Below are 20,689 nucleotides of genomic sequence, written 5' to 3' on the forward strand. Positions count from 1 at the left end.
TGCGTGCAGGCCGCCGTCACCGTCACCCCCGCCCGCCTCCCCGAACTGCTGCTCGGCCTCGCCACCGTGCGGCCGGTCTTCCTGTGGGGCGCACCCGGCATCGGCAAGTCCTCCCTGGTGCGGGACTTCGCCGCCTCGCTGGGCCTGGAGTGCGTGAGCCTGCTCGGCACCCAGCTCGCCCCCGAGGACCTGATCGGCGTGCCGCAGATCCGCGACGGGCGGTCGGTGTTCTGCCCGCCCGAGACGATCGCCCGTGACGAGCCGTACTGCCTGTTCCTGGACGAGCTGAACGCGGCCACGCCGGACGTGCAGAAGGCGTTCTACTCCCTCATCCTGGACCGCCGCATCGGCGGCTACGAGCTGCCCGAGGGATCCATCGTCATCGGCGCCGGCAACCGCGCCACCGACAACGCCCTCGCCCGCCCCATCGCCTCCGCGCTGGTCAACCGACTCACCCACGTCCACCTGGAGGCGTCCGCGAAGGACTGGCTCGCCTGGGCCGCGGCGAACGGCATCCACCCCTGGGTGACCGACCACCTCACCGACCGCCCCGACCACCTGTGGTCCAAGCCGCCCAAGACCGAGGAGCCCTTCTCCACCCCGCGCTCCTGGCACATGCTCTCCGACGCCCTGCACTCCTTCGGCCCGGGCCTGGACGAGGAGACCCTGAAGATCCTCGCCCACGGCACGCTCACCCCGCGCCACGCCACCGCCTTCTGCGGGTACGTCAAGATCGTCCGCAGCCGGTTCGGCATCGAGGCGATCCTGCGCGGCGACGCCCGCTGGCCGCACCGCCCGGACGACCGCGACCTGCTCTACTACCTCGCCGACTCCTTCCGCGGCCGGCTGGTCAAGGAGCTCCCCGCGAGCAAGGAGCACATGTCGGCGAACGGCCGGCAGACCGCGTACCGCGCCAAGTCGCTGCTCGTGCAGCTCGCGGAGATCTCCGTCGAGGTCGCGCAGGCCGTGATCGCCCCCGACGCCGACGGCAATCCGGTCCTGCCCTCCTGGTTCCTGGTCGAGGCGGCCCGCGACATGCCGCGCCTGGTGGAGGCCCGCCGGTGAGCCGGCCGCCCGCGAAGAAGAAACGGGACCTCGCGGGGGAGGCGTTCGACGAGGGGCTGCGGCTGGTCCGCGCCAACCCGGCGCTGGCCGCCGTGGACTTCACCGTCTGCCGCCGCGAGGACTGCGAGGCGGCCCCCCGGGACGGGCTCGTCCGCGTCGACTCCGACGCCGTGCTGCACGCCCACCCGGCCCGCCTGGCCGACCCGGCCGACTGGGCATGGGCGATCGCGCACGCCGCCCTCCACCTGGGCTTCGGGCACGTACCGGCCGTCAAGGGGACGCCCGTCCAGCCCGACCGCCACGACCGCGCGGCCCGCTGCGTCGTCGTCAACCGCTTCCTGCTGTCCTTCCCCGTCGGCCGGACACCCGAGGGGCTGCCCCCGTCGTACCCGGACGGCGACGAGGAGCAGCTCGCCGCCCGCTGGCGCCGCGACGGGCTCCCGGCCGCCTACGAGCGGTGCGGCACGGCGGGCGCCGAGCCCGACCTGATCCTGGTCGAGTGGGACGGTTGGCTCGGGCAGCCCCCGGACCGGCAGCTGGCGTTCGCCACCGCCCTGACCCGGACCGTGTCGGCCGCGATGGACGTGGCGGGTGGCCGGCGCGACTCCCTGGACGGCGAGGCGGCCCCCAGGCGGCCCTGGGAGAAGGCGCTGGCCTGGTTCGTCTCCTCCTACCCGCTGCTCGGCGGCATCGCCGCCGGCATCGAGCTGGTCGCCGACGCGGAACTCGCCCGCGCCCACGGCATCGCGATCGCCGCCGTCGACGCCGGGGCCGGCGAGATCTACGTCAACCCGCTGCGCGGCCTGGAGGACGAGGAGTGGCGCTTCGTCCTGGCCCACGAGATGCTGCACGCCGCCCTGCGCCACGGCGACCGCTGCGGCGCCCGCGACCCGTACCTGTTCAACGTCGCCTGCGACTACGTGATCAACGGCTGGCTGGAGGAGATGCGGGTCGGTGCCATGCCCGAAGGCGTGCTGCACGACCCGGCACTGGCCGGCCTGTCCGCCGAGGAGGTCTACGACCGCATCGCCGGCGACCCGCGGCGCACGCGGCGCCTGTCCACCCTGCGCGGCAAGGGCGGGGCCGACGTCCTCGGCGCCCCGCTCGGCCCGCCCCGCGACCACGCCGACCTCGACGGCTTCTACCGCCGCGGCCTCGCCCAGGGCCTGGACCTGCACCAGAGCCAGGAGCGCGGCTTCCTGCCCGGCGGTCTGGTCGAGGAGATCCGCGCGCTCAGCCATCCGCCGCTGCCCTGGGACGCCCGGCTGGCCCGCTGGTTCGACGAGTTCGTGCCCCGCCCCGAGCCCCTGCGCTCCTACGCGCGCCCCTCCCGGCGCCAGGCGGCGACGCCCGGCATCCCGCGGGCCGGCCGGTACTTCCCGCCCGAGGAGGTCGCCCGCTGCACCTTCGGTGTGGTCCTGGACACCTCCGGCTCCATGGACCGCACCCTCCTCGGCAAGGCCCTCGGCGCCGTCGCCTCCTACGCCGAGGCCCGTGACGTCCCCGCCGCCCGGGTCGTGTTCTGCGACGCGGCGCCCCACGACGCCGGGTACCTGCCCGTCGCCGAGATCGCCGGCCGGGTACGGGTGCACGGCCGCGGCGGCACCGTGCTCCAGCCCGGCGTCGACCTGCTGCACCGCGCCGACGACTTCCCGCCCGCCGCGCCGGTCCTGATCGTCACGGACGGCCGGTGCGACGTGCTGCGGGTGCGGCGCGAGCACGCCTACCTGATCCCGCAGGGCGCGCGGCTGCCGTTCGGTGCCCGTGGGCCGGTCTTTCACGTGCGCTGAGCCGGAATGTGATCGGATGATGTGGGAAACCCCGCAAGGGGCACAACGGGATCCACCCGAAAGGAAGAATCGTGGCAACCACGCGCTCTGCACACACGGTCTGGGAAGGCAACCTGCTCGAGGGGAACGGCGTCGTCACCTTCGACTCCTCCGGCATCGGCGAACAGCCGGTGTCGTGGCCGTCGCGCGCCGAGCAGGCCAACGGGAAGACCAGCCCCGAGGAGCTGATCGCCGCCGCCCACTCCAGCTGCTTCTCCATGGCGCTGTCGCACGCCCTGGCCGGCGCCGGCACCCCGCCCGTCAAGCTGGTCACCTCGGCCGACGTCACCTTCCAGCCGGGTGAGGGCATCACGGGCATCCACCTCACCGTCGAGGGCACCGTCCCCGGCCTCGACGACGACGGCTTCGCCGCCGCCGCCGAGGACGCCAAGGCCAACTGCCCGGTCAGCCAGGCCCTGAAGGCCGTGCCGATCACGCTGACCGCGAAGCTCGCCTGACCGTCCGCCCCGCACCACCGCGACGCGCGGACCGCCCCGGGGGCGGTCCGCGCGTCGCGCGCCCCCTTCGCGGACCCTCCGCCGCATTGACAACGAGGCACTCAAGTTTTGTGCTGGAGTTCAGGGAATGCGCCCTGGCGGAAGGGGACAGCGATGGGACGTGCGGTCGGTATCGATCTCGGAACCACGAACTCGGTGGTGGCCGTCCTGGAGGGCGGTGAGCCCACGGTCGTCGCCAACGCGGAAGGGGCCCGCACCACCCCCTCGGTCGTGGCCTTCGCGAAGAACGGCGAGGTACTGGTCGGGGAGGTCGCCAAACGGCAGGCCGTGACGAACGTCGAGCGCACCGCGCGCTCCGTGAAGCGGTACATGGGCGACGCGCACTGGCGCTTCCCCGAGCAGGGCTCGGTCGACGGCACCCGCTACCGGGCGCAGGAGCTGTCCGCGCGGGTGCTGCAGAAGCTGCGGCGGGACACGGAGGCGTACCTCGGGGAGGAGGTCACCGACGCGGTGATCACCGTCCCCGCCTACTTCGACGACGTCCAGCGGCAGGCCACCAAGGAGGCCGGGGAGATCGCCGGCCTGAAGGTGCTGCGGATCATCAACGAGCCGACGGCCGCGGCGCTGGCGTACGGCCTGGACAAGGAGAACGACCAGACCGTCCTCGTCTTCGACCTGGGCGGCGGCACCTTCGACGTGTCGCTGCTGGAGATGGGCGAGGGCGTCATCGAGGTGAAGGCCACCAACGGCGACACCCGCCTCGGCGGCGACGACTGGGACCAGCGGATCGTCGAGCACCTCGTCAAGCGGTTCCAGGGCCAGTACGGCATCGACCTGTCCCGGGACAAGATGGCGGTGCAGCGGCTGCGCGAGGGCGCCGAGAAGGCGAAGATCGAACTGTCGTCGGCCACGGAGACCTCGGTCAACCTGCCGTACATCACCGCGTCCGCCGAAGGCCCGCTGCACCTGGAGGAGAAGCTCACCCGCGCCCAGTTCCAGGAGCTGACCGCCGACCTGCTGGAGCGCTGCAAGAAGCCCTTCCACCAGGCGGTGAAGGACGCCGGGATCGAACTCTCCGCGATCGACCGGGTGATCCTGGTCGGCGGTTCCACCCGCATGCCCGCGGTCACCGAACTGGTGCGGGAGCTCACCGGCAAGGACCCGCACAAGGGCGTCAACCCCGACGAGGTCGTCGCGGTCGGCGCGGCCCTCCAGGCGGGCGTGCTGAGGGGGGACGTGAAGGACGTCCTGCTCCTCGACGTCACCCCGCTGTCCCTGGGCATCGAGACCAAGGGCGGCATCATGACCAAGCTCATCGAACGCAACACGACCATCCCGACCCGGCGCTCGGAGATCTTCACCACGGCCGCCGACAACCAGCCCTCGGTCGGCATCCAGGTCTACCAGGGCGAGAGGGAGATCGCCGCGTACAACAAGAAGCTCGGCACCTTCGACCTCACCGGCCTGCCGCCCGCCCCGCGCGGCGTCCCGCAGATCGAGGTCGCCTTCGACATCGACGCCAACGGCATCATGCACGTCTCCGCCAAGGACCTGGCCACCGGCCGCGAGCAGAAGATGACCGTCACCGGCGGCTCGGCGCTGCCCAAGGAGGACATCGACCGCATGATGCGGGAGGCCGAACAGTACGCGCAGGAGGACCGCGAGCGCCGGGAGGCCGCCGAGACCCGCAACCAGGCCGAGCAGCTCGTCCACCAGACGGAGAGGTTCGTGCGGGACAACGGCGACAAGGTCCCCGCCGACCTCCGTGCCGAGGTCGAGTCGGCGGCCGCCGACCTGAAGTCCCTGCTGGAGCGCGACACCGGCACGCCCGCCCTGCGCGACGGCGTCGAGAGGCTCGCCACGGTCAGCCAGCGCATGGGCCAGGCGATGTACGCGCAGGCCGGGCAGCGGGAGCCGGGCGGCACGGCGGACGACGGGCGGAACACCGCGCCGCAGGAGGAGAAAGGGGAGGAGGCAGTGGTCGACGCGGAGATCGTCGACGACGACAAGGACACCAGGGGACCGGCCGCCTAGGGACCGCCGGGGGAGTGCCGGTCACAGCCGGCGGAGGGTGGAGCCGGCGCGCCCCCCGGGCGACCAGGCCCCTCGCAGGGACCTGGGGCCGCGGCCGGGCGACCAGGCCCCGGGTGCCGTCGCGCCGCCGGCGGCCGGACAGGTCGCGGACACGGCGCGCGGCGGCGCGCCCCGGGGAAGGACGGTCACGGGCGGTCCTCGGCGGCCGCGGGCGGAAGGGTGGCGCAGACGGCGGTCAGGACGCACGCGTACGGCGTGCCGAACCCGGTCAGCCGGGACCGCAGCCGCTCCAGGGTGTCGCGGTGCTCGACGAGCGGGTCGATGTTGCCGGTGCGGGCGGCGAACTCCAGCACCGCGGGCAGGAAGTCGGGCAGTTCCCCGTCGGCGCACTCCAGGCCGTGGGCGCGGTACAGCTCCTCGAACCGCGCCGGCGACGGCCCGCAGCGCCGCGGGTCGCCGTCCCGCCACCGGCTCAGGTACAGGCTGTGCCGGTTCCCCGGGCCGAAGACCCGCACGTAGTGCGCCTCCAGCTCGGCCGGTTCCGTCACGGCCGCGTGGTCGGTGAACTCCCGCAACTGGGGGGGCGGCCTCCCGCAGCAGCGGCAGCCGGGCGCGGAACTCCTCGTCCGGATGGGTCAGGCAGAGCGCCGCCGCCTGGTACAGCACCTCGAAACCGGGCATCACGCCTCCCGCTCGTCGTCCCGCGCCGCCGGCGGCGCGGGACGGGGAAGTCCTCCGCCGGCACCGGCGGCAGCCGCCCGCGCCCGGGTCCCCTGGTCTTCGAACCTAGGGGCGGGCACGGGAACGCACCCGTTCGCGACGCCCGTACGGGTCAGGGCGCCGCGGGACGAGGGTGACGCGGGTGGCCGGGGCCGCCGCCGCGGCGGCGGGGCGACGGCCTGCCGGACCGGCCCCGAAGGACGCGGCGTCCGCCGCCCGCCCGCGCCACGCCGAAGACGCCCGCGGTCCCTCGTGTCCCCGCCGGCCGTTCCCCGGTCGCCCATGACCTCGCGGGTAATCGACCGGACCGCGCCGCCGCGGGATCGTGGACGCATCGGACGCCGGCCCGGCGCACTTCGGCCCGGCACCCGGGTTCCCCCTGCCGCACCCCGACCCGACGGAGGATGATCCATCATGTCCGCGACCCAGCTCGCCGCGCTCGCCCGGACCACCGAACCGCAGTCGATGCTCCGCCGGTTCCTGGCCCTGGACGCCGTGGTGACCGGCGCCAACGCGCTCGCCTACCTCGCCCTCCCCGGTCCGCTCGGGCGCCTGCTCGGCGTCGGCCCCGGACTGCTGACGGCACTCGGGGCCTTCCTCCTGGCGTTCGCCGCAGGAGTGGGATGGCTCGCCACCCGGACCCGCCCGGCGGCGCTGCCGGTGCGGGCCGTGGTGGAGCTCAACCTCGCCTGGGCGGCGCTGAGCTTCGTCGCCCTCGTCGCATGGCTCACGCCCACCATGGCCGGAGCGGTCTGGGGAGTGCTCCAGGCGATCACCGTGAGCGGCTTCGCACTGCTCCAGTACGGATCGCTGAAGGTTCGTCAGGACACCAGTGTCTGAAGGTACTTCACCGTCGCCGGGTCGGCCGGGAGCAGCGTCTCGATGGCCAGCTCGGCGACGGTCACGTCCATCGGCGTGTTGAACGTGGAGATCGACGAGATGAAGGACAGCGTCCGGCCCCCGTGCTCCACCTGCATCGGCAGCGCGAAGTACGGCACCGGCTCGGCCGGTTCCCCGCCGGGCGCGTCGTCGGGCACCGGATACGCCGCGACCTCCTCGTACAGCGCCCGCAGCGGCTCGGAGCGGTGCAGGGCGATCTGCCGCTCCATCTGCGCCAGCAGGTGGCCGCGCCACTCGCGCAGGTTGCGGATGCGCGGCGCCAGCCCCTCCGGGTGCAGCGTCAGGCGCATCGCGTTCAGCGGCGGCCGGAGCAGATGGTCCGGGAGGCCGTCCATCAGCATCGCCACGCCCCGGTTGGCGGCCAGCACGTCGTACGTCGCGTCGACCACCAGGGCAGGGTAGGGCTCGTAGCCGGTGATCAGCCGCTCCAGGCCGGCGCGCAGCGCGTCCAGCGCCGGGTCGTCCAGCGGGGTCTCCGGGTAGTGCGGGGCGTAACCGGCCGCCAGGAGCAGCGCGTTGCGCTCCCGCACCGGTACGTCCAGGTGCTCGGCCAGCCGCAGCACCATCTCCTCGCTCGGCCGGGAGCGGCCCGTCTCGATGAAGCTGATGTGCCGGGCGGAGGAACCGGCGCGCAGCGCCAGCTCCAGCTGGCTGATCCGCCGGCGTTCCCGCCAGCCCCGCAGCAGCGGGCCGGCACCCCTGCCGGCGGGGGCGGTGTGCTGCGGGGCGGTACCGATCGCGACAATGGCCATGCGTACGACCGTAGTCGAGGAGCCCCCGCATGAACGAGCCGTGGCAGCACTCCCTTTCGCCGTCCCTCACGGCGCACGCCGTGTACCGTGCCCGCGTGCGCGGCTGCCTGCTGGGCGGGGCGCTCGGCGACGCCCTCGGCTACCCCGTGGAGTTCTCCTCCCTCGACCGCATCCGCGCCGCGCACGGCCCGCGCGGCGTCACCGGCCTCGTCGCGGGCGGCGACGGCGTGCCCGGCCGCATCAGCGACGACACCCAGATGACCCTGTTCACCGCCGAGGCCCTGAAGCAGGCGCACGAGCGGGAACGGCTCAAGGGCATCGGCGGCGGCGCGCCCCGCCTGGTCCGCTGGGCCTACGAGCGCTGGCTCCAGACCCAGCGCGCATCCGCCCCCGACCCGGAGTTCGCCCGCACCCACCCCGGACCCGCCGGCGGCCTGGTCACCGAGGCCTGGCTGTACTCCCGCCGCGCCCCCGGCAACGCCTGCCTGTCCGGTCTCGCCACCGACTTCGTGCCCGACCCGGCGGCCCCGCTCGGCCCGCCCGGACCGGTCAACCCCGACTCCAAGGGCTGCGGAGCGGTCATGCGCTCGGCGCCCTTCGGCCTGACCGGCGCCGACGCCGGCCGGGCCTTCGAACTGGCCGCCCGCTGCGCCCAGACCACCCACGGCCACCCCACCGGCTACTACGCGGCCGGCGCGCTCGCCGCGCTCGTGGCGTACCTCCTCGCCGGGGACTCCGTCGAGGGCGCCGTCCTGCGCACCCTGCGCCTGCTCGCCGCCCACCCCGGCCACGAGGAGACCTCCGCCGCGCTGGAGCGGGCGCTGGACCTGGCCACCGAGGGCGACCCGAGCGCCGAGAAGGCGGAGCGGCTCGGCGCCGGCTGGATCGCCGAGGAGGCCCTCGCCCTCGGCGTCTACGCCGCCCTGGCCGCGCCCCGCGCCGAGGACGCGCTGCTGCTGGCGGTCAACCACTCCGGCGACAGCGACTCCACCGGCTCCGTCTGCGGCAACATCGTCGGCGCCCGGTACGGCGACGTCGGCCTGCCGCACGCCTGGGTGGAGCGGGTCGAGGGCCGCGACCGGATCGCCGCGCTGGCGGACGACCTCGCGGCGGAGTGCGTCCGCGGCTGAGCCCCCGCCGGCGGGCCCGCCCCGGCCCCCGACCAGGGCCGAGGGCCCGTTCCTGTGGCAGGCTGGACGGGTACGCGACCCCGCCGGAAGGAGCGCGGCCCATGCCCGCCGAACCGCTGCCGCAGAAGGAGATCGAGGACCGGCTCGCCGGGCTGCCGGGCTGGTCGCTCGACGGGGACCGCCTCACCCGCACCTACCGCCTCGCCTCCCACCCCGCGGCGACGGCGATGGTCGTCCACATCGCGCAGGTCCAGGAAGAGCTCGACCACCACTCCGACCTCACTCTCGGCTACAACACCGTCTCCCTGAGCGTGCACACGCACAGCGCGGGCGGCGCCGTCACCGAGAAGGACTTCCAACTGGCCCATAAAGTAGAGGACTTGGCGCCCGGGCACGGTGCACACTGAGGCGCGTGCTGGACTACGACAAGGAAGCGGACCGGTACGACGCCCTGCGCGGCGGCGAACCCCGGGCGGCCGCCGCCGCGCGCGCCGTCCTCGGCCTCGTACCGCACGGCGCGCGCAGCCTCCTCGACCTCGCCTGCGGCACCGGCATCGTCACCCGGCGGCTGGCCGCCGCACGGGAGGGCCTGCGGGTGACCGGTGCCGACCTCGCGCCCGCGATGATCCGTCACGCCGCCGCCCGCCTGCCCGGCGCCGTCGTCCGTGCCGACGGCCGCCGACTGCCCTTCGCGGACGGACGGTTCGACGCCGTCACCAGCGTCTGGCTGCTGCACCTCCTCGGCAGCGCCGACGACGTGCGCACCGTCGTCGGCGAGTGCGCCCGCGTCCTTCGCCCGGGCGGGGTCTACGTCACCACCGTCGACAAGGCCGCCGCCCACAACGTCGGCAGCGACATCGACGCCGTCCTCGCCGACCGCCCGCCCGGTCCGGTACGGGACGCCGCGGCAACGGTCGAGGCATGCGCCCGCGCCCACGGCCTGCTCCCCGCAGGCCGGGCCCGCTTCACCGGTCTCGGCCAGGGCCGCAGCCCGCGCCGCACCATCGCCGACCTGCGCCGCGGCTGGTTCGTCACCCTGCCGCCGGACACCCCCCTCGCCGAGCGGTTCGCCGCCCGCCTCGCGGCCCTGCCCGACCAGGACCGGCCCCGGCCCGATCCCGTGTTCACGCTCCGGGCGTTCCGGAAGCCGCCGGACCCGGCCGCCCTCCCCGCTCCGCGCGTCCCGTGACCCGGCGGGTGCGGAAGACCCCCGGCACCGGCACCGCCGCGGCGGCCGCCCGGCGGGTGACTCCGCGGACCGGCGGTCGCAGTGCTTAAGGACCTGCTGGACCGACGGAGCACCCCGTACGCTGAGTCCCCGTCCGTCCTGTCCGGAGGAGTCATGACCAGTAGGTTCACCGAGTTGGTCGTCGACTGCCGCGATCCGGAGAGGCTGGCGGCCTTCTGGTGCGCGGTCCTGGGCTTCGAGGTGATCGACCGGAGCGAGGGAAAGGTCGAGATCGGTTCCTGGGTGCCGACCGTCGAGGAGGTCAGGGCCCGCCAGATGCCGCCCACCCTGGTGTTCGTCCGGGTGCCCGAGGGCAAGACCGCGAAGAACCGGCTCCACCTCGACGTCAGCCCGGTCGACGGCAGCACCGACGACGAGGTGGCCAGGCTGCTCGGCCTCGGCGCCGCCACGGTGGACGTGGGACAGGGCCCCGGCCGGAGCTGGGTGGTCATGGCCGATCCCGAGGGCAACGAGTTCGACGTCCTGCGCACCCTGGCACCGCCCGGCCGGACGGCCGGTGCCGGGAGCCGGGGGTCGTAGGCGGTCGGTGGGCGCGAGCCGGGCCGTCCGCTCCGGGCAGGGCGAAGGTGGCGGGCGCTCCCCGGAGTGCGCACACCGGGTACGCGGGCCGCGGGACCGGTCAGGCGGCGGTGCCTTGGGCCGGGTTGCGTGCCGGCACCACCGGCACCGCCAGCGAATCGGCGCACGGATACGGCAACCCGCACGCCCCCGGCGGCGACTGGGAGACCAAACCCCCCTTCCTCCCCGGAGGTTCGTCTCGTGAAGCACCCGCACCCGGCACCCCGTCCCCACCCCCACCGCAGACGCCGCGCCCTCCTCCCGGCCGCCACGGCCGCCGCCACCGCCGTGGCGCTCCTCGGCGCCGGAGCGGCCGTACTCGCCCCCACCCCCGCCCAGGCCGCCACCGCCCGCCAGGTGGAGAAGCTGGACCGGGGCGTCGTCAGCGTCCACACCGCCGGCGGCAACCTGGTCAGCTGGCGCTGGCTCGGGACCGACCCGGACGACGTGTCCTTCAACGTCTACCGGTCCGGGACCAAGGTCAACGCGAGCCCCGTCACCGGCTCCACCACCTTCTTCCACGCCGGCGCCCCCGAGCACGCCGACTACACCGTCCGCGCGGTCGTCGGCGGCCGGGAGCAGGCCGACTCCGAGCACGCCATCCAGTTCCGCGCGGGCTACAAGGACGTCCCGATCTCCCCGCCGGCCGGCTCCACCACCCCCGACGGGGTGGCGTACACCTACGAGGCCAACGACGCCTCCGTCGGCGACCTCGACGGCGACGGCGCCCTCGACCTCGTCCTGAAGTGGCAGCCCACCAACGCCAAGGACAACTCCCAGTCCGGCTACACCGGCAACACGATCGTCGACGGCATCAAGCTGGACGGCACCCGGCTGTGGCGCGTCGACCTGGGCCGCAACATCCGCTCCGGCGCCCACTACACCCAGTTCCAGGTGTACGACTACGACGGCGACGGCCGGGCCGAGGTCGCCATGAAGACGGCCGACGGCACGAGGGACGGCACCGGAGCGGTCATCGGCAGCTCCTCCGCCGACCACCGCAACTCCTCCGGCTACGTCCTGTCCGGCCCGGAGTACCTGACCATGTTCGACGGCCGCACCGGCAAGGCGATGCAGAGCGTCGACTACGTCCCCGCCCGCGGCACCGTCTCCTCCTGGGGCGACTCCTACGGCAACCGCGTCGACCGCTTCCTGGCCGGGACGGCGTACCTGGACGGCTCCCGCCCCTCCCTGATCATGGCCCGCGGCTACTACACGCGCACCGTCATCGCCGCCTGGGACTGGCGCGGCGGCTCCTTCACCCGCCGCTGGACCTTCGACACCACCTCCTCCACCAACAGCGGCAAGGGGTACGACGGCCAGGGCAACCACAGCCTGTCCGTCGCGGACGTCGACGGCGACGGCAGGGACGAGATCGTGTACGGCGCCATGGCCGTCGACGACGACGGGTCCGGGCTGTGGACGACCAGGCTCGGCCACGGCGACGCGGGCCACGTCGGGGACCTCGTCCCGTCCCGGCCGGGCCTGGAGTACTTCAAGGTCTCCGAGGACGGCTCCAAACCCGGCTCCTGGATGGCCGACGCGCGCACCGGTGGCCTGCTCTGGCAGACGGCGTCCGGCACGGACAACGGCCGCGGTGTCGCCGCCGACGTCTACGCCGGCAGTCCCGGGGCCGAGGCCTGGTCCGCCGCGGACACCACCCTGCGCTCGGCGACCGGTGCCTCCCTCGGCCGCAAGCCCTCCAGCACCAACTTCCTGTCCTGGTGGGACGGCGACCCGGTCCGCGAACTCCTCGACGGCACCCGCATCGACAAGTACGGCACCTCCGGCGACACCCGCCTGCTGACCGGTTCCGGCGTCTCCTCCAACAACGGCACCAAGGCCACCCCCGTCCTGTCCGGCGACATCCTGGGCGACTGGCGGGAGGAGGTGGTGTGGCGGACCGGCACCAACACGGCGCTGCGGATCTACTCGTCCCCGTACGAGACGGACACCAGGATCACCACGCTGCTGCACGACACCCAGTACCGCACCGCCCTGGCCTGGCAGAACTCCGGTTACAACCAGCCCCCGCACCCGAGCTTCTTCATCGGTGCGGGCATGGCGACCCCGCCGCGTCCGGCGGTGTACGGGCGCTGACACCGTACGGCGGCCACCCCGGCACGGTACCGAAGCGGCCGCCCGGCGACCCGGGCGGCCGCTTCGGCCGTCGCGGCCGGGACCGTCCGCCACGCGGCGCGAACCGGTTCGCCCCCGCCGTCACCGCCGTACCGCCCCGCTCCTGGGATGGCCTCGTGTTCAGGTCCTCGCCGGCGTCCGGTCACCGCATCGGCGTCGCCGCAGCCTCCCTCCTGCTGATCACCGCGTGCGCCGCGGAGGGGACGACGAAGACGCAAGCGGATCGGATCGTCGGGAACCGGAAGGGACCGGACGGCGAAAGGATCGCCTTCTCCGCCGACCGGAAGTCCACCTCTTCCGGCCTCGACTCCAGGAAGCTCGCCGAGACCGATTGCCCTGGTGGCGCGGCGGGCGGCAGCTGGGGGTTCATGGTCGACAGCGGCACCAGCGGCTTCAGGTCGGAGACGGCCGAGTCGGGCTCCTGGATCGGCCTCGGCTTCCGGCGCGAGCACTTCGGCTGCGTCCTGGAACTCGCCGTCGTCGACGGCGGCAAGACCCTCTGCGCCACCGACGACCCCGACACCCCCTGCGGCCTCGACGTCCGCTTCACCCGGGAGAAGTGAGGGGCGCGCGCCCATACGGCACGCGCCCCCCGGGCGTCACGTCACCGTGCACTCCCGGTCGCCCGCCTTGAACGAGGCGGGCTTGGTGTTCGTCCCCGACCAGCTGCCCGTGAAGCCGAAGCTCACGGAGGAGCCGGCCGCCACGTTGGCGTTCCAGCCGGTGTTCTTCACGGTCACCGCCGGGCCCGACTGGGTGTGTTCGGCGTTCCACACCTGGGAGATCCTCTGCCCGTCCGGGAAGGTCCACCCCAGCGACCAGCCGTCCCAGGCGCTCGTACCCGTGTTGTCGAGCCGGACCTCCGCCTGGAAACCGCCCGACCACTGGTTGGTGACCTTGTACGTCACCGAGCACGCCCCGGTCGGCGTGGGCGTCGGGCCCGTTCCGCCGCCTCCGGTGCCCGACGGCTCGCCGTAGACGATCCCGCGCCCGTTGGTCGCCACGTACACCCGCCCGTACACGCGCGGGTCGCCGGTGATCGCCGCGCCCGTCCAGCCCCACTGGTGGGCGTCGTCGTTGACGCGGGTCCAGGTCGCACCCTTGTCGGTGGAGCGGAAGATGCCGCGGACGCCGCCGATCTCGGCGCTGGTGAAGAGCGTCTGGTAGGAGGCGCCCGGCGCCGCCTTGCCGAAGCCGATGGTGTCGGCCTGCCCCACGTTCGGCAGCTTGGTGAAGGTGGCCCCGCCGTCGGTGGAGTGCCACAGGCCGTAGGCGCCGTCCGGTGCGCCGCCCGCGAGCCAGATGTCGCCCTTCGCGCCGGGCAGCGCCTTGAAGCGGACGCTGTCGCCGGCGGGCAGGCCGGTCGCGGCGGAGGCGGTGAACGTGGCGCCGCCGTCCGTGCTGACGTAGAACTTGCCGGACTTGAAGCCGTAGAACGTCTTCGGGTCGACGCGGTCGGACTCCACGATCGCGCCCTGGGGGATGCCCTTGGAGGCCGCCCACGAGGCGCCGAAGCCCGTCGCGTGGTGCACACCGGCGCCCTGCGGGCTCCACACGAAGCGGCTGCCGTCCGCCGCCGCGGCCACCGTGCCGCCGCCGCTGACCCCGGCCGGGTCCGTCCCGCCGAACCAGTTGGCGCCGTTGTCCGTGGAGAAGGCGATGTGCGGGCCGGAGTCCAAATTCCCGGCGCGGACGACCGTGTCCGGCTTGGACTCGGCGAAGTCCAGGCTGGTGGTGGAGGTGAAGTTCGGCTGGGTGAACATCATCGACGGGACCTCGGCCAGGTCCGTGTGGCGGAAGCCGCCGATGTCGCCGAGCGCGCTGAGCAGCGGGGCGCCCGACGGGGGAGAGGCGAGGTCGTTGACCGCGGTCTCCTCCAGGCCCCGCACCATCGGCTTGACGGTGAACTTCGTGCCGCTGTCCCAGTTGGTGAGGTTCTCCGTGCCGTAGATCGTCGCGCCCGTGCCGTACATCATCCGGTCGGAGTCGAACGGGTCGATCTCCAGGGCCTCCGTCATCCAGCCCAGTTTCGGGGACTGCTCGGGCGGTGACGGGTTGGCGCCCCAGGTCAGCCAGGGCGAGGACGAGACGTCCATCGTGTACCGGTTCGCGCGGTCGGGGTACGACGTGTAGTCCCACGCCTTCGTCCAGGTCGCCCCGCTGTCCGTGGAACGGAAGATCTGCGTATCCGGCCACCAGGAGCTGTACGCCGTCGCCATCACCGTGCCGGGCTTTTGCCGGTCCACGGTCAGGCCGCTGAAGCCGAAGTAGGTGTCGGCCTCGGCGACCGGGCTGATGTCCGTCCAGGTGCCGGTCCCCGTCGCGTACCGCCACAGCCGGCCCTTGCCGCCGTCGTACGGGCCGCCCGTATCGCTGTAGGCGATGTACAGGTGGCCGTTCTCCGCGTCCAGGACGCCCTTGTGCGCCAGGTAGCCGGTCGGCTGGCCGGGCAGCCGCTGCCAGGTGGCGCCGGCGTCCGTCGAGCGGTAGACCGCGTTGTCCTTGTCGGCGACCCCGACGTAGACCGTCTTCGTCGCACTGCCCGCGGTGCCGGAGGACTCGTCGAAGGTGACCCAGACGATGCCCTGGTTGTCGGAGCCGTAGCCGGAGGTGTCGGTCGGGTCCTGCGCGTAGTTCCCCGGATTGGGGAAGGCCGTGACCTGCGACCAGGTGACGCCCGCGTCCGTGGACCGCCACAGGCCCCTGCCGCTGGGCGCGCCCAGGTAGAGCACGCTGTTCTTGTTCGGGTCGACCGCCAGGCGCTCGCCCATGCCGCGGCCGGGCATGTTGCCGCCCAGCTTGAACGGCAGGTCCGTCTTGCGCCAGGTCGCGCCCCGGTCGGCGGAGCGCAGCACGGCCCCGTTGCCCGGGTCCCAGCTGTTGGTGTACGTCCCGGCCGCCACGTAGACGTTGTCCGGGTTGACCGGGTCGGAGGCGAGGCTGACGACGCCGGTGTGGCCCCAGTCGTCCCAGCCCACGTGGTCCAGCAGCGGGGTCCACGTCTTCGTCGACTGCTGCCAGCGGTAGGCGCCGCCGATGTCGGTGCGGGCGTAGGCGAGGTTCCTCTCGGTGCGGTTGAAGACGATGCCGGGGACGAAGCCGCCGCCGTCGATCCGGGCGTTCTTCCAGGTGTAGGTGTCGGCCGCGACCGCCGCCGGCTTCTGCGGGGGGTCGGCGGCCAGGGCGGGCGGACCGGCCGTGAGCAGGCCGGCCGCCAGGGCCAGCACGGCCGTGAGGATGCGGGTTCTTCGCACGGTGGGGATCCTTCCGTCCGGGAGGGGACGTGCGAGACGACGGGAGGGTCCGGCCGGGCGGCCCCCGCAGGAGAGGGGCCGCCCGGCCGGGGACGCGGAGCGTTCGGCGGGGGCTTGTTCGAGGAGCTCCGCGTACGAGCCCACGGCCGGGGCGACGCCGGCCTGGGCCCGGAACCGGTGGTACGTGAGGAGGGGTGCGGCACCGCCCGTCAGGCGGGGCGCGGTCTCCGGCCGGGCGGCGGGTCACGGTGGACCGGCCTCTCGTCGCGGTACCTGCCGTGGAACGCCGGCTTGCCGGCCGGCGGGGACGCGGCGCGACGTCCGCGTCCGTGTCTGCTTCCGGGATGCATGGTGCTGGTTCCTCCTTGCGGCTCGAGCAGGGGAGGGGAGGAGCAACAAGCCTTGAACCAGTGGGAGCGCTCCCATAGTGAGGAGGGTGGTAGAGGGGGTCAAGATGCGTGAAGAGTCGAAAACATTCGACGGGCACGGCACGAGAAAGTCGGCAACTCCTCTGTTCTTTGCCGACACTTGGCGCTAGCTTCATCGGCACCAGTGGGAGCGGTTCCACCACTCGGCGCGCCCCTCGCGGCGTGCCCGAGCTGCGCGGAGTCGCTCGTGTGTCACCCCTGTCCAGGGTCTTTCCGCCGACGGCACCTCCGGTCGGCGGGTTCGCTCGCGCGACCTCGCCTCCCCGCGCCGCCTCGCGCCTCCGTACGACACGTCGCCGATGCCGTACGGAGCCGGGGCCGCATCACCCCACACGCACGTCAACGGTTAGGAAATCCCCCATGAGCCGTACCAGAACAGCGTTACTCGCCTCCCTGGCGCTCGTCGCCGGGGCGTCCGGGACGGCGTTCGCCGCGCTCCCGGCCGACGCCGGCGCGGCGGCCGTCCCCTGCACCGTCGACTACAAGGTGCAGAACCAGTGGAGCACCGGCTTCACCGCCGCCGTCACCATCACCAACCACGGGGCCGCCAAGTCCGGTTGGCAGCTGAAGTGGTCCTACGCCGGGAACCAGAAGGTGACCAGCGCCTGGAACGCCAAGGTCACCCAGAGCGGGACCACCGTCACCGCCGCCAACGAGGGGTACAACGGCCAGCTGGCCACCGGCGGTTCGGTGGGCTTCGGGTTCCAGGGCAGCTACAGCGGCACCAACGCGATCCCCGCCACCTTCACCCTCGACGGCGTCACCTGCAACGTCGACGACGGCGGCAGCGGAGGACCCGGCGGCCCCACCGACCCGCCGCCCGACCCGTCGGGCAGGGTCGACAACCCGTACGCCGGCGCCAAGGGGTACGTGAACCCCGAGTGGTCCGCGAAGGCCGCCGCCGAGCCGGGCGGCAGCCGGGTCGCCAACCAGCCGACCGGCGTCTGGCTCGACCGGATCGCCGCCATCAACGGCGTCAACGGCGGCATGGGCCTGCGCGACCACCTCGACGAGGCACTGAAGCAGAAGGGCTCCGGCGAGCTCTACATCCAGCTGGTCATCTACAACCTGCCCGGCCGCGACTGCTCGGCCCTCGCCTCCAACGGCGAACTGGGCCCGACGGAGATCGACCGCTACAAGAAGGAGTACATCGACCCGATCGCCGCGATCCTCGCCGACCCGAAGTACGCGGGCCTGCGGATCGTCACCACGGTCGAGATCGACTCCCTGCCCAACCTCGTCACCAACGTCACGCCCCGGCCCACCGCCACCCCCAACTGTGACGTGATGAAGGCCAACGGCAACTACCAGAAGGGCGTCGGCTACGCGCTGAACAAGCTGGGCGACATCCCCAACGTCTACAACTACGTCGACGCCGGCCACCACGGCTGGCTCGGCTGGGACGACAACTTCGGCGCCTCCGCCGACATGTTCAAGACGGCCGCCACCACCGAGGGCGCCACCGTCGCCGACGTCCACGGCTTCATCGTCAACACCGCCAACTACAGCGCCCTCAAGGAGGACCACTTCAAGATCACGGACACCGTGAACGGGACGTCCGTGCGCCAGTCCAAGTGGGTGGACTGGAACCGCTACACCGACGAGCTGTCCTACGCCCAGGCCATGCGCGACAAGCTGGTCTCGATCGGCTTCGACTCGAAGATCGGCATGCTGATCGACACCTCCCGCAACGGCTGGGGCGGCGCCCAGCGGCCCACCGGTCCCGGCGCCACGACCAGCGTCGACACCTACGTCGACGGCGGCCGCTACGACCGCCGCATCCACCCCGGCAACTGGTGCAACCAGGCCGGGGCGGGTCTGGGCGAACGGCCGCGGGCCAACCCCGAGCCGGGCATCGACGCCTACGTGTGGATGAAGCCGCCGGGGGAGTCGGACGGCGCGAGCAAGGAGATCCCCAACAACGAGGGCAAGGGCTTCGACCGGATGTGCGACCCGACGTACACCGGCAACCCGCGCAACAACAACAACATGTCCGGTGCCCTCCCGGACGCCCCGATCTCGGGGCAGTGGTTCTCCGCGCAGTTCCGGCAGCTGATGCAGAACGCCTACCCGCCGCTGCCGTAGCCGGCGCGGGCGGGTGATCCCGCCGGGGCCCGGTCCTCCCGGGCCCCGGCGGCTCGCGGCCCCACCGCCGGTTTCCCCGCCGGCCGGCCACCGGTGTTGCCGTTCCGGCAACACCGGTGGCCGGCCGGCGGTGCCCCGGCGCACGCTGGGGCCATGGCGAACGAGAAGCTGACCACCACGGTTCACGACCACGGGCACCCCCGCGGCTCCCACGCCCCGGACGGCGGCGGACCGCACCATGGTCCCCACTCCCAGGAACACCACGGCCACGACCACGCCGACCTCGACTGGGCCGAAATGGCGCCGCTGCTGGAGACGGAGGCGGAGCTGTTCAGCCCCCTCTACACCCAGGCCCTGGCCTGGGTGGCGCGGGACGTACGGGAGCCGGGGCTGGTCGTCGACGCGGGCAGCGGACCGGGTGTCGTCTCCTGTCTGCTCGCGGACGCCTTCCCCGGCGCGCGCGTCGTCGCCGTGGACGGTGCCGAGCCGCTGCTGGAGCGGGCCCGCGCCCGTGCCGCCCGCCTCGGCGTGGCGGACCGCTTCGGCACCCTCGCCGGTGAGCTGCCCGGCGTGCTGGACGAGCTCGACCACCCCGCCGGCCTGCTGTGGGCCAGCCGCAGCCTGCACCACCTGGGCGACCAGCGGGCGGCCCTCACCGCCTTCGGCGAGCGTCTCGCGCCGGGCGGCACGCTGGCGATCCTGGAGGGCGGGCTGCCGATGCGGTTCCTGCCGCGGGACATCGGCATCGGGCGCCCGGGGATCCAGGCGCGGCTGGACGCGGCCCAGGAGGAGCGGTTCGCCGAGATGCGCGCGACGCTGCCCGACGCGGTCGCCGAGACGGAGGACTGGCCGGGGCTGCTGAACGCCGCCGGACTGAAGCACACCGGCAGCCGCAGCTTCCTGCTGGACCTGCCCGCCCCGGTCTCCGGCCGGGTCCGCGACTACGTCGCCACCTCCCTCGGCCGGCTGCGCGAGGCTCGGGGCGACCGCCTCGACGCCACCGACCGCGCCACCCTCGACCGGCTCCTCGACCCCGGTGACGAGGCGGGCGTCCACCGGCGGCCGGACCTGTTCCTGCTGGCGGCGCACACCGTGCACACGGCGGTCCGGCCCGCCTGAAACGGGCGAAGGCCCGGCCCGTCCCCGCGGCGGACAGCGGGACGGGCCGGGCCTTCGCCCCGGATCCGGCTCAGGTCGTCCCGGACGCCTCGAACGTCGCCGGAACGGACCGCCGGGCCGTCAGGCCGTGTCGAACGTCGCCGGGTCCGGACCCAGGCGGCGGTCCTCGTTCAGGGCGCTGATCGCCGCGAGGTCCTCGTCGTCCAGGCTGAAGTCGAACACGGCGATGTTCTCCTTGATCCGCGACGGCGTCACGGACTTCGGGATCACGACGTTGCCGAGCTGGATGTGCCAGCGCAGCACGACCTGGGCGGGGGTGCGGTCGTGCTTCCGGGCGATGGCCACGATCGCCGGGACCTCCAGCAGGCCCTTGCCCTGGCCCAGCGGCGACCAGGCCTCGGTGGCGATGCCCTGCGCGGCGTGGTACTCACGGGCGGCCCGCTGCTGCAGGTGCGGGTGCAGCTCGATCTGGTTGACGGCCGGGACGACGGACGTCTCGGCGATCAGACGGTCCAGGTGCTCGGGCAGGAAGTTGGAGACGCCGATGGCGCGGATGAGGCCGTCGGCGTGCAGCTTCTCGAACGCCTTGTACGTGTCGACGTAGCGGTCCCTGGCCGGCAGCGGCCAGTGGATCAGGTAGAGGTCCACGTACTCCAGGCCGAGCTTGGCCAGGGAGGTGTCGAAGGCGCGCAGCGTGGAGTCGTAGCCCTGGTCGCCGTTCCAGAGCTTGGTGGTGACGAAGAGTTCCTCGCGGGGGATGCCGGAGGCGGCGAGGGCCTTGCCGGTGCCCTCCTCGTTGCCGTAGATCGCCGCTGTGTCGATGCTGCGGTACCCGGCCTCCAGTGCCGTCGCGACGGCCGTCTCGGCCTCGTCGTCCGGCACCTGCCAGACGCCGAAGCCCAGCTGGGGCATCTCGACGCCGTTGTTCAGGGTGATCGGGGGGACCTGGCTGCTCACGAGCTGTTGATC

The 20,689-nt window shown here is 73.4% G+C and carries 16 protein-coding genes and 1 pseudogene; 13 read left to right on the plus strand and 4 right to left on the minus strand.

Features of this window, described 5'->3' with window-relative positions; all coding sequences use genetic code 11:
* The first annotated feature begins 3 nt into the window (after positions 1-3).
* The 4 genes from ACSU6Z_RS25100 (at position 4) to dnaK (ending at position 5,386) form a co-directional block, all read left to right on the plus strand.
* Positions 4-1,065, plus strand: coding sequence for an ATP-binding protein (locus tag ACSU6Z_RS25100; protein WP_437048943.1), 1,062 nt, complete (start codon positions 4-6; stop codon positions 1,063-1,065).
* On the plus strand, positions 1,062-2,855 hold the full coding sequence (locus ACSU6Z_RS25105; RefSeq protein ID WP_437048945.1) for a vWA domain-containing protein: 1,794 nt from the start codon (positions 1,062-1,064) through the stop codon (positions 2,853-2,855). Before ACSU6Z_RS25100 ends, ACSU6Z_RS25105 begins: the two co-directional genes overlap by 4 nt.
* A 71-nt stretch (positions 2,856-2,926) precedes the next feature.
* The gene (locus tag ACSU6Z_RS25110) at positions 2,927-3,352 is read left to right on the plus strand and encodes an OsmC family protein (RefSeq protein ID WP_437048946.1); all 426 of its coding nucleotides are present in this window, start codon (positions 2,927-2,929) and stop codon (positions 3,350-3,352) included.
* Positions 3,353-3,505: 153 nt separating this feature from the next.
* Positions 3,506-5,386, plus strand: coding sequence for a molecular chaperone DnaK (gene dnaK, locus ACSU6Z_RS25115; protein ID WP_437048948.1), 1,881 nt, complete (start codon positions 3,506-3,508; stop codon positions 5,384-5,386).
* A gap of 185 nt (positions 5,387-5,571) precedes the next feature.
* On the opposite strand, the pseudogene narJ reads toward dnaK, so the two are convergent.
* A pseudogene (gene narJ, locus ACSU6Z_RS25120) lies at positions 5,572-6,067 on the minus strand (nitrate reductase molybdenum cofactor assembly chaperone).
* A gap of 453 nt (positions 6,068-6,520) precedes the next feature.
* Between narJ and ACSU6Z_RS25125 the strand changes: the two are divergent.
* Positions 6,521-6,946 (plus strand): hypothetical protein, encoded by a 426-nt coding sequence (locus tag ACSU6Z_RS25125; RefSeq protein ID WP_437048950.1) that lies wholly within the window; start codon positions 6,521-6,523, stop codon positions 6,944-6,946.
* Here the strand turns inward: ACSU6Z_RS25125 and ACSU6Z_RS25130 are convergent.
* Positions 6,928-7,758, minus strand: a complete 831-nt coding sequence (locus tag ACSU6Z_RS25130) for a helix-turn-helix domain-containing protein (protein WP_437048952.1) — start codon at positions 7,756-7,758, stop codon at positions 6,928-6,930. The genes ACSU6Z_RS25125 and ACSU6Z_RS25130 overlap by 19 nt on opposite strands.
* 29 nt (positions 7,759-7,787) lie before the next feature.
* Between ACSU6Z_RS25130 and ACSU6Z_RS25135 the strand changes: the two genes are divergently transcribed.
* The 6 genes from ACSU6Z_RS25135 (at position 7,788) to ACSU6Z_RS25160 (ending at position 13,397) form a co-directional block, all read left to right on the plus strand.
* A complete protein-coding gene (locus ACSU6Z_RS25135) occupies positions 7,788-8,888 on the plus strand; it encodes an ADP-ribosylglycohydrolase family protein (RefSeq protein ID WP_437048954.1) in 1,101 nt (366 codons plus the stop codon).
* Positions 8,889-8,989: 101 nt separating this feature from the next.
* A complete protein-coding gene (locus ACSU6Z_RS25140; RefSeq protein ID WP_437048956.1) occupies positions 8,990-9,295 on the plus strand; it encodes a 4a-hydroxytetrahydrobiopterin dehydratase in 306 nt (101 codons plus the stop codon).
* Between the two features lie 5 nt (positions 9,296-9,300).
* Positions 9,301-10,077, plus strand: a complete 777-nt coding sequence (locus ACSU6Z_RS25145) for a class I SAM-dependent methyltransferase (protein WP_437048958.1) — start codon at positions 9,301-9,303, stop codon at positions 10,075-10,077.
* A gap of 153 nt (positions 10,078-10,230) precedes the next feature.
* Positions 10,231-10,656 carry a VOC family protein gene (locus ACSU6Z_RS25150; protein ID WP_437048960.1) on the plus strand — a complete coding sequence of 142 codons (426 nt, stop codon included), beginning with the start codon at positions 10,231-10,233 and terminating at the stop codon, positions 10,654-10,656.
* A gap of 240 nt (positions 10,657-10,896) precedes the next feature.
* Positions 10,897-12,795 (plus strand): rhamnogalacturonan lyase, encoded by a 1,899-nt coding sequence (locus tag ACSU6Z_RS25155; RefSeq protein WP_437048961.1) that lies wholly within the window; start codon positions 10,897-10,899, stop codon positions 12,793-12,795.
* A gap of 155 nt (positions 12,796-12,950) precedes the next feature.
* Positions 12,951-13,397 (plus strand): hypothetical protein, encoded by a 447-nt coding sequence (locus tag ACSU6Z_RS25160; protein WP_437048963.1) that lies wholly within the window; start codon positions 12,951-12,953, stop codon positions 13,395-13,397.
* Positions 13,398-13,433: 36 nt separating this feature from the next.
* Here ACSU6Z_RS25160 and ACSU6Z_RS25165 read toward each other — a convergent pair whose 3' ends face one another.
* Positions 13,434-16,088 carry a cellulose binding domain-containing protein gene (locus ACSU6Z_RS25165; RefSeq protein WP_437048965.1) on the minus strand — a complete coding sequence of 885 codons (2,655 nt, stop codon included), beginning with the start codon at positions 16,086-16,088 and terminating at the stop codon, positions 13,434-13,436.
* A 788-nt stretch (positions 16,089-16,876) separates the two neighbouring features.
* Between ACSU6Z_RS25165 and ACSU6Z_RS25170 the strand changes: the two genes are divergently transcribed.
* Together ACSU6Z_RS25170 and ACSU6Z_RS25175 are read left to right on the plus strand one after the other, a co-directional pair.
* Positions 16,877-18,601, plus strand: a complete 1,725-nt coding sequence (locus tag ACSU6Z_RS25170; protein ID WP_437048967.1) for a glycoside hydrolase family 6 protein — start codon at positions 16,877-16,879, stop codon at positions 18,599-18,601.
* Between the two features lie 153 nt (positions 18,602-18,754).
* Positions 18,755-19,720, plus strand: coding sequence for a class I SAM-dependent methyltransferase (locus ACSU6Z_RS25175; RefSeq protein WP_437048969.1), 966 nt, complete (start codon positions 18,755-18,757; stop codon positions 19,718-19,720).
* A 120-nt stretch (positions 19,721-19,840) separates the two neighbouring features.
* Here the strand turns inward: ACSU6Z_RS25175 and ACSU6Z_RS25180 are convergent, their stop codons facing one another.
* The gene (locus tag ACSU6Z_RS25180; protein WP_437048970.1) at positions 19,841-20,677 is read right to left on the minus strand and encodes an aldo/keto reductase; all 837 of its coding nucleotides are present in this window, start codon (positions 20,675-20,677) and stop codon (positions 19,841-19,843) included.
* Positions 20,678-20,689 lie beyond the last annotated feature (12 nt).

The sequence above is a fragment of the Streptomyces sp. enrichment culture genome, assembly GCF_964273145.1.
Lineage (GTDB): Bacteria > Actinomycetota > Actinomycetes > Streptomycetales > Streptomycetaceae > Streptomyces.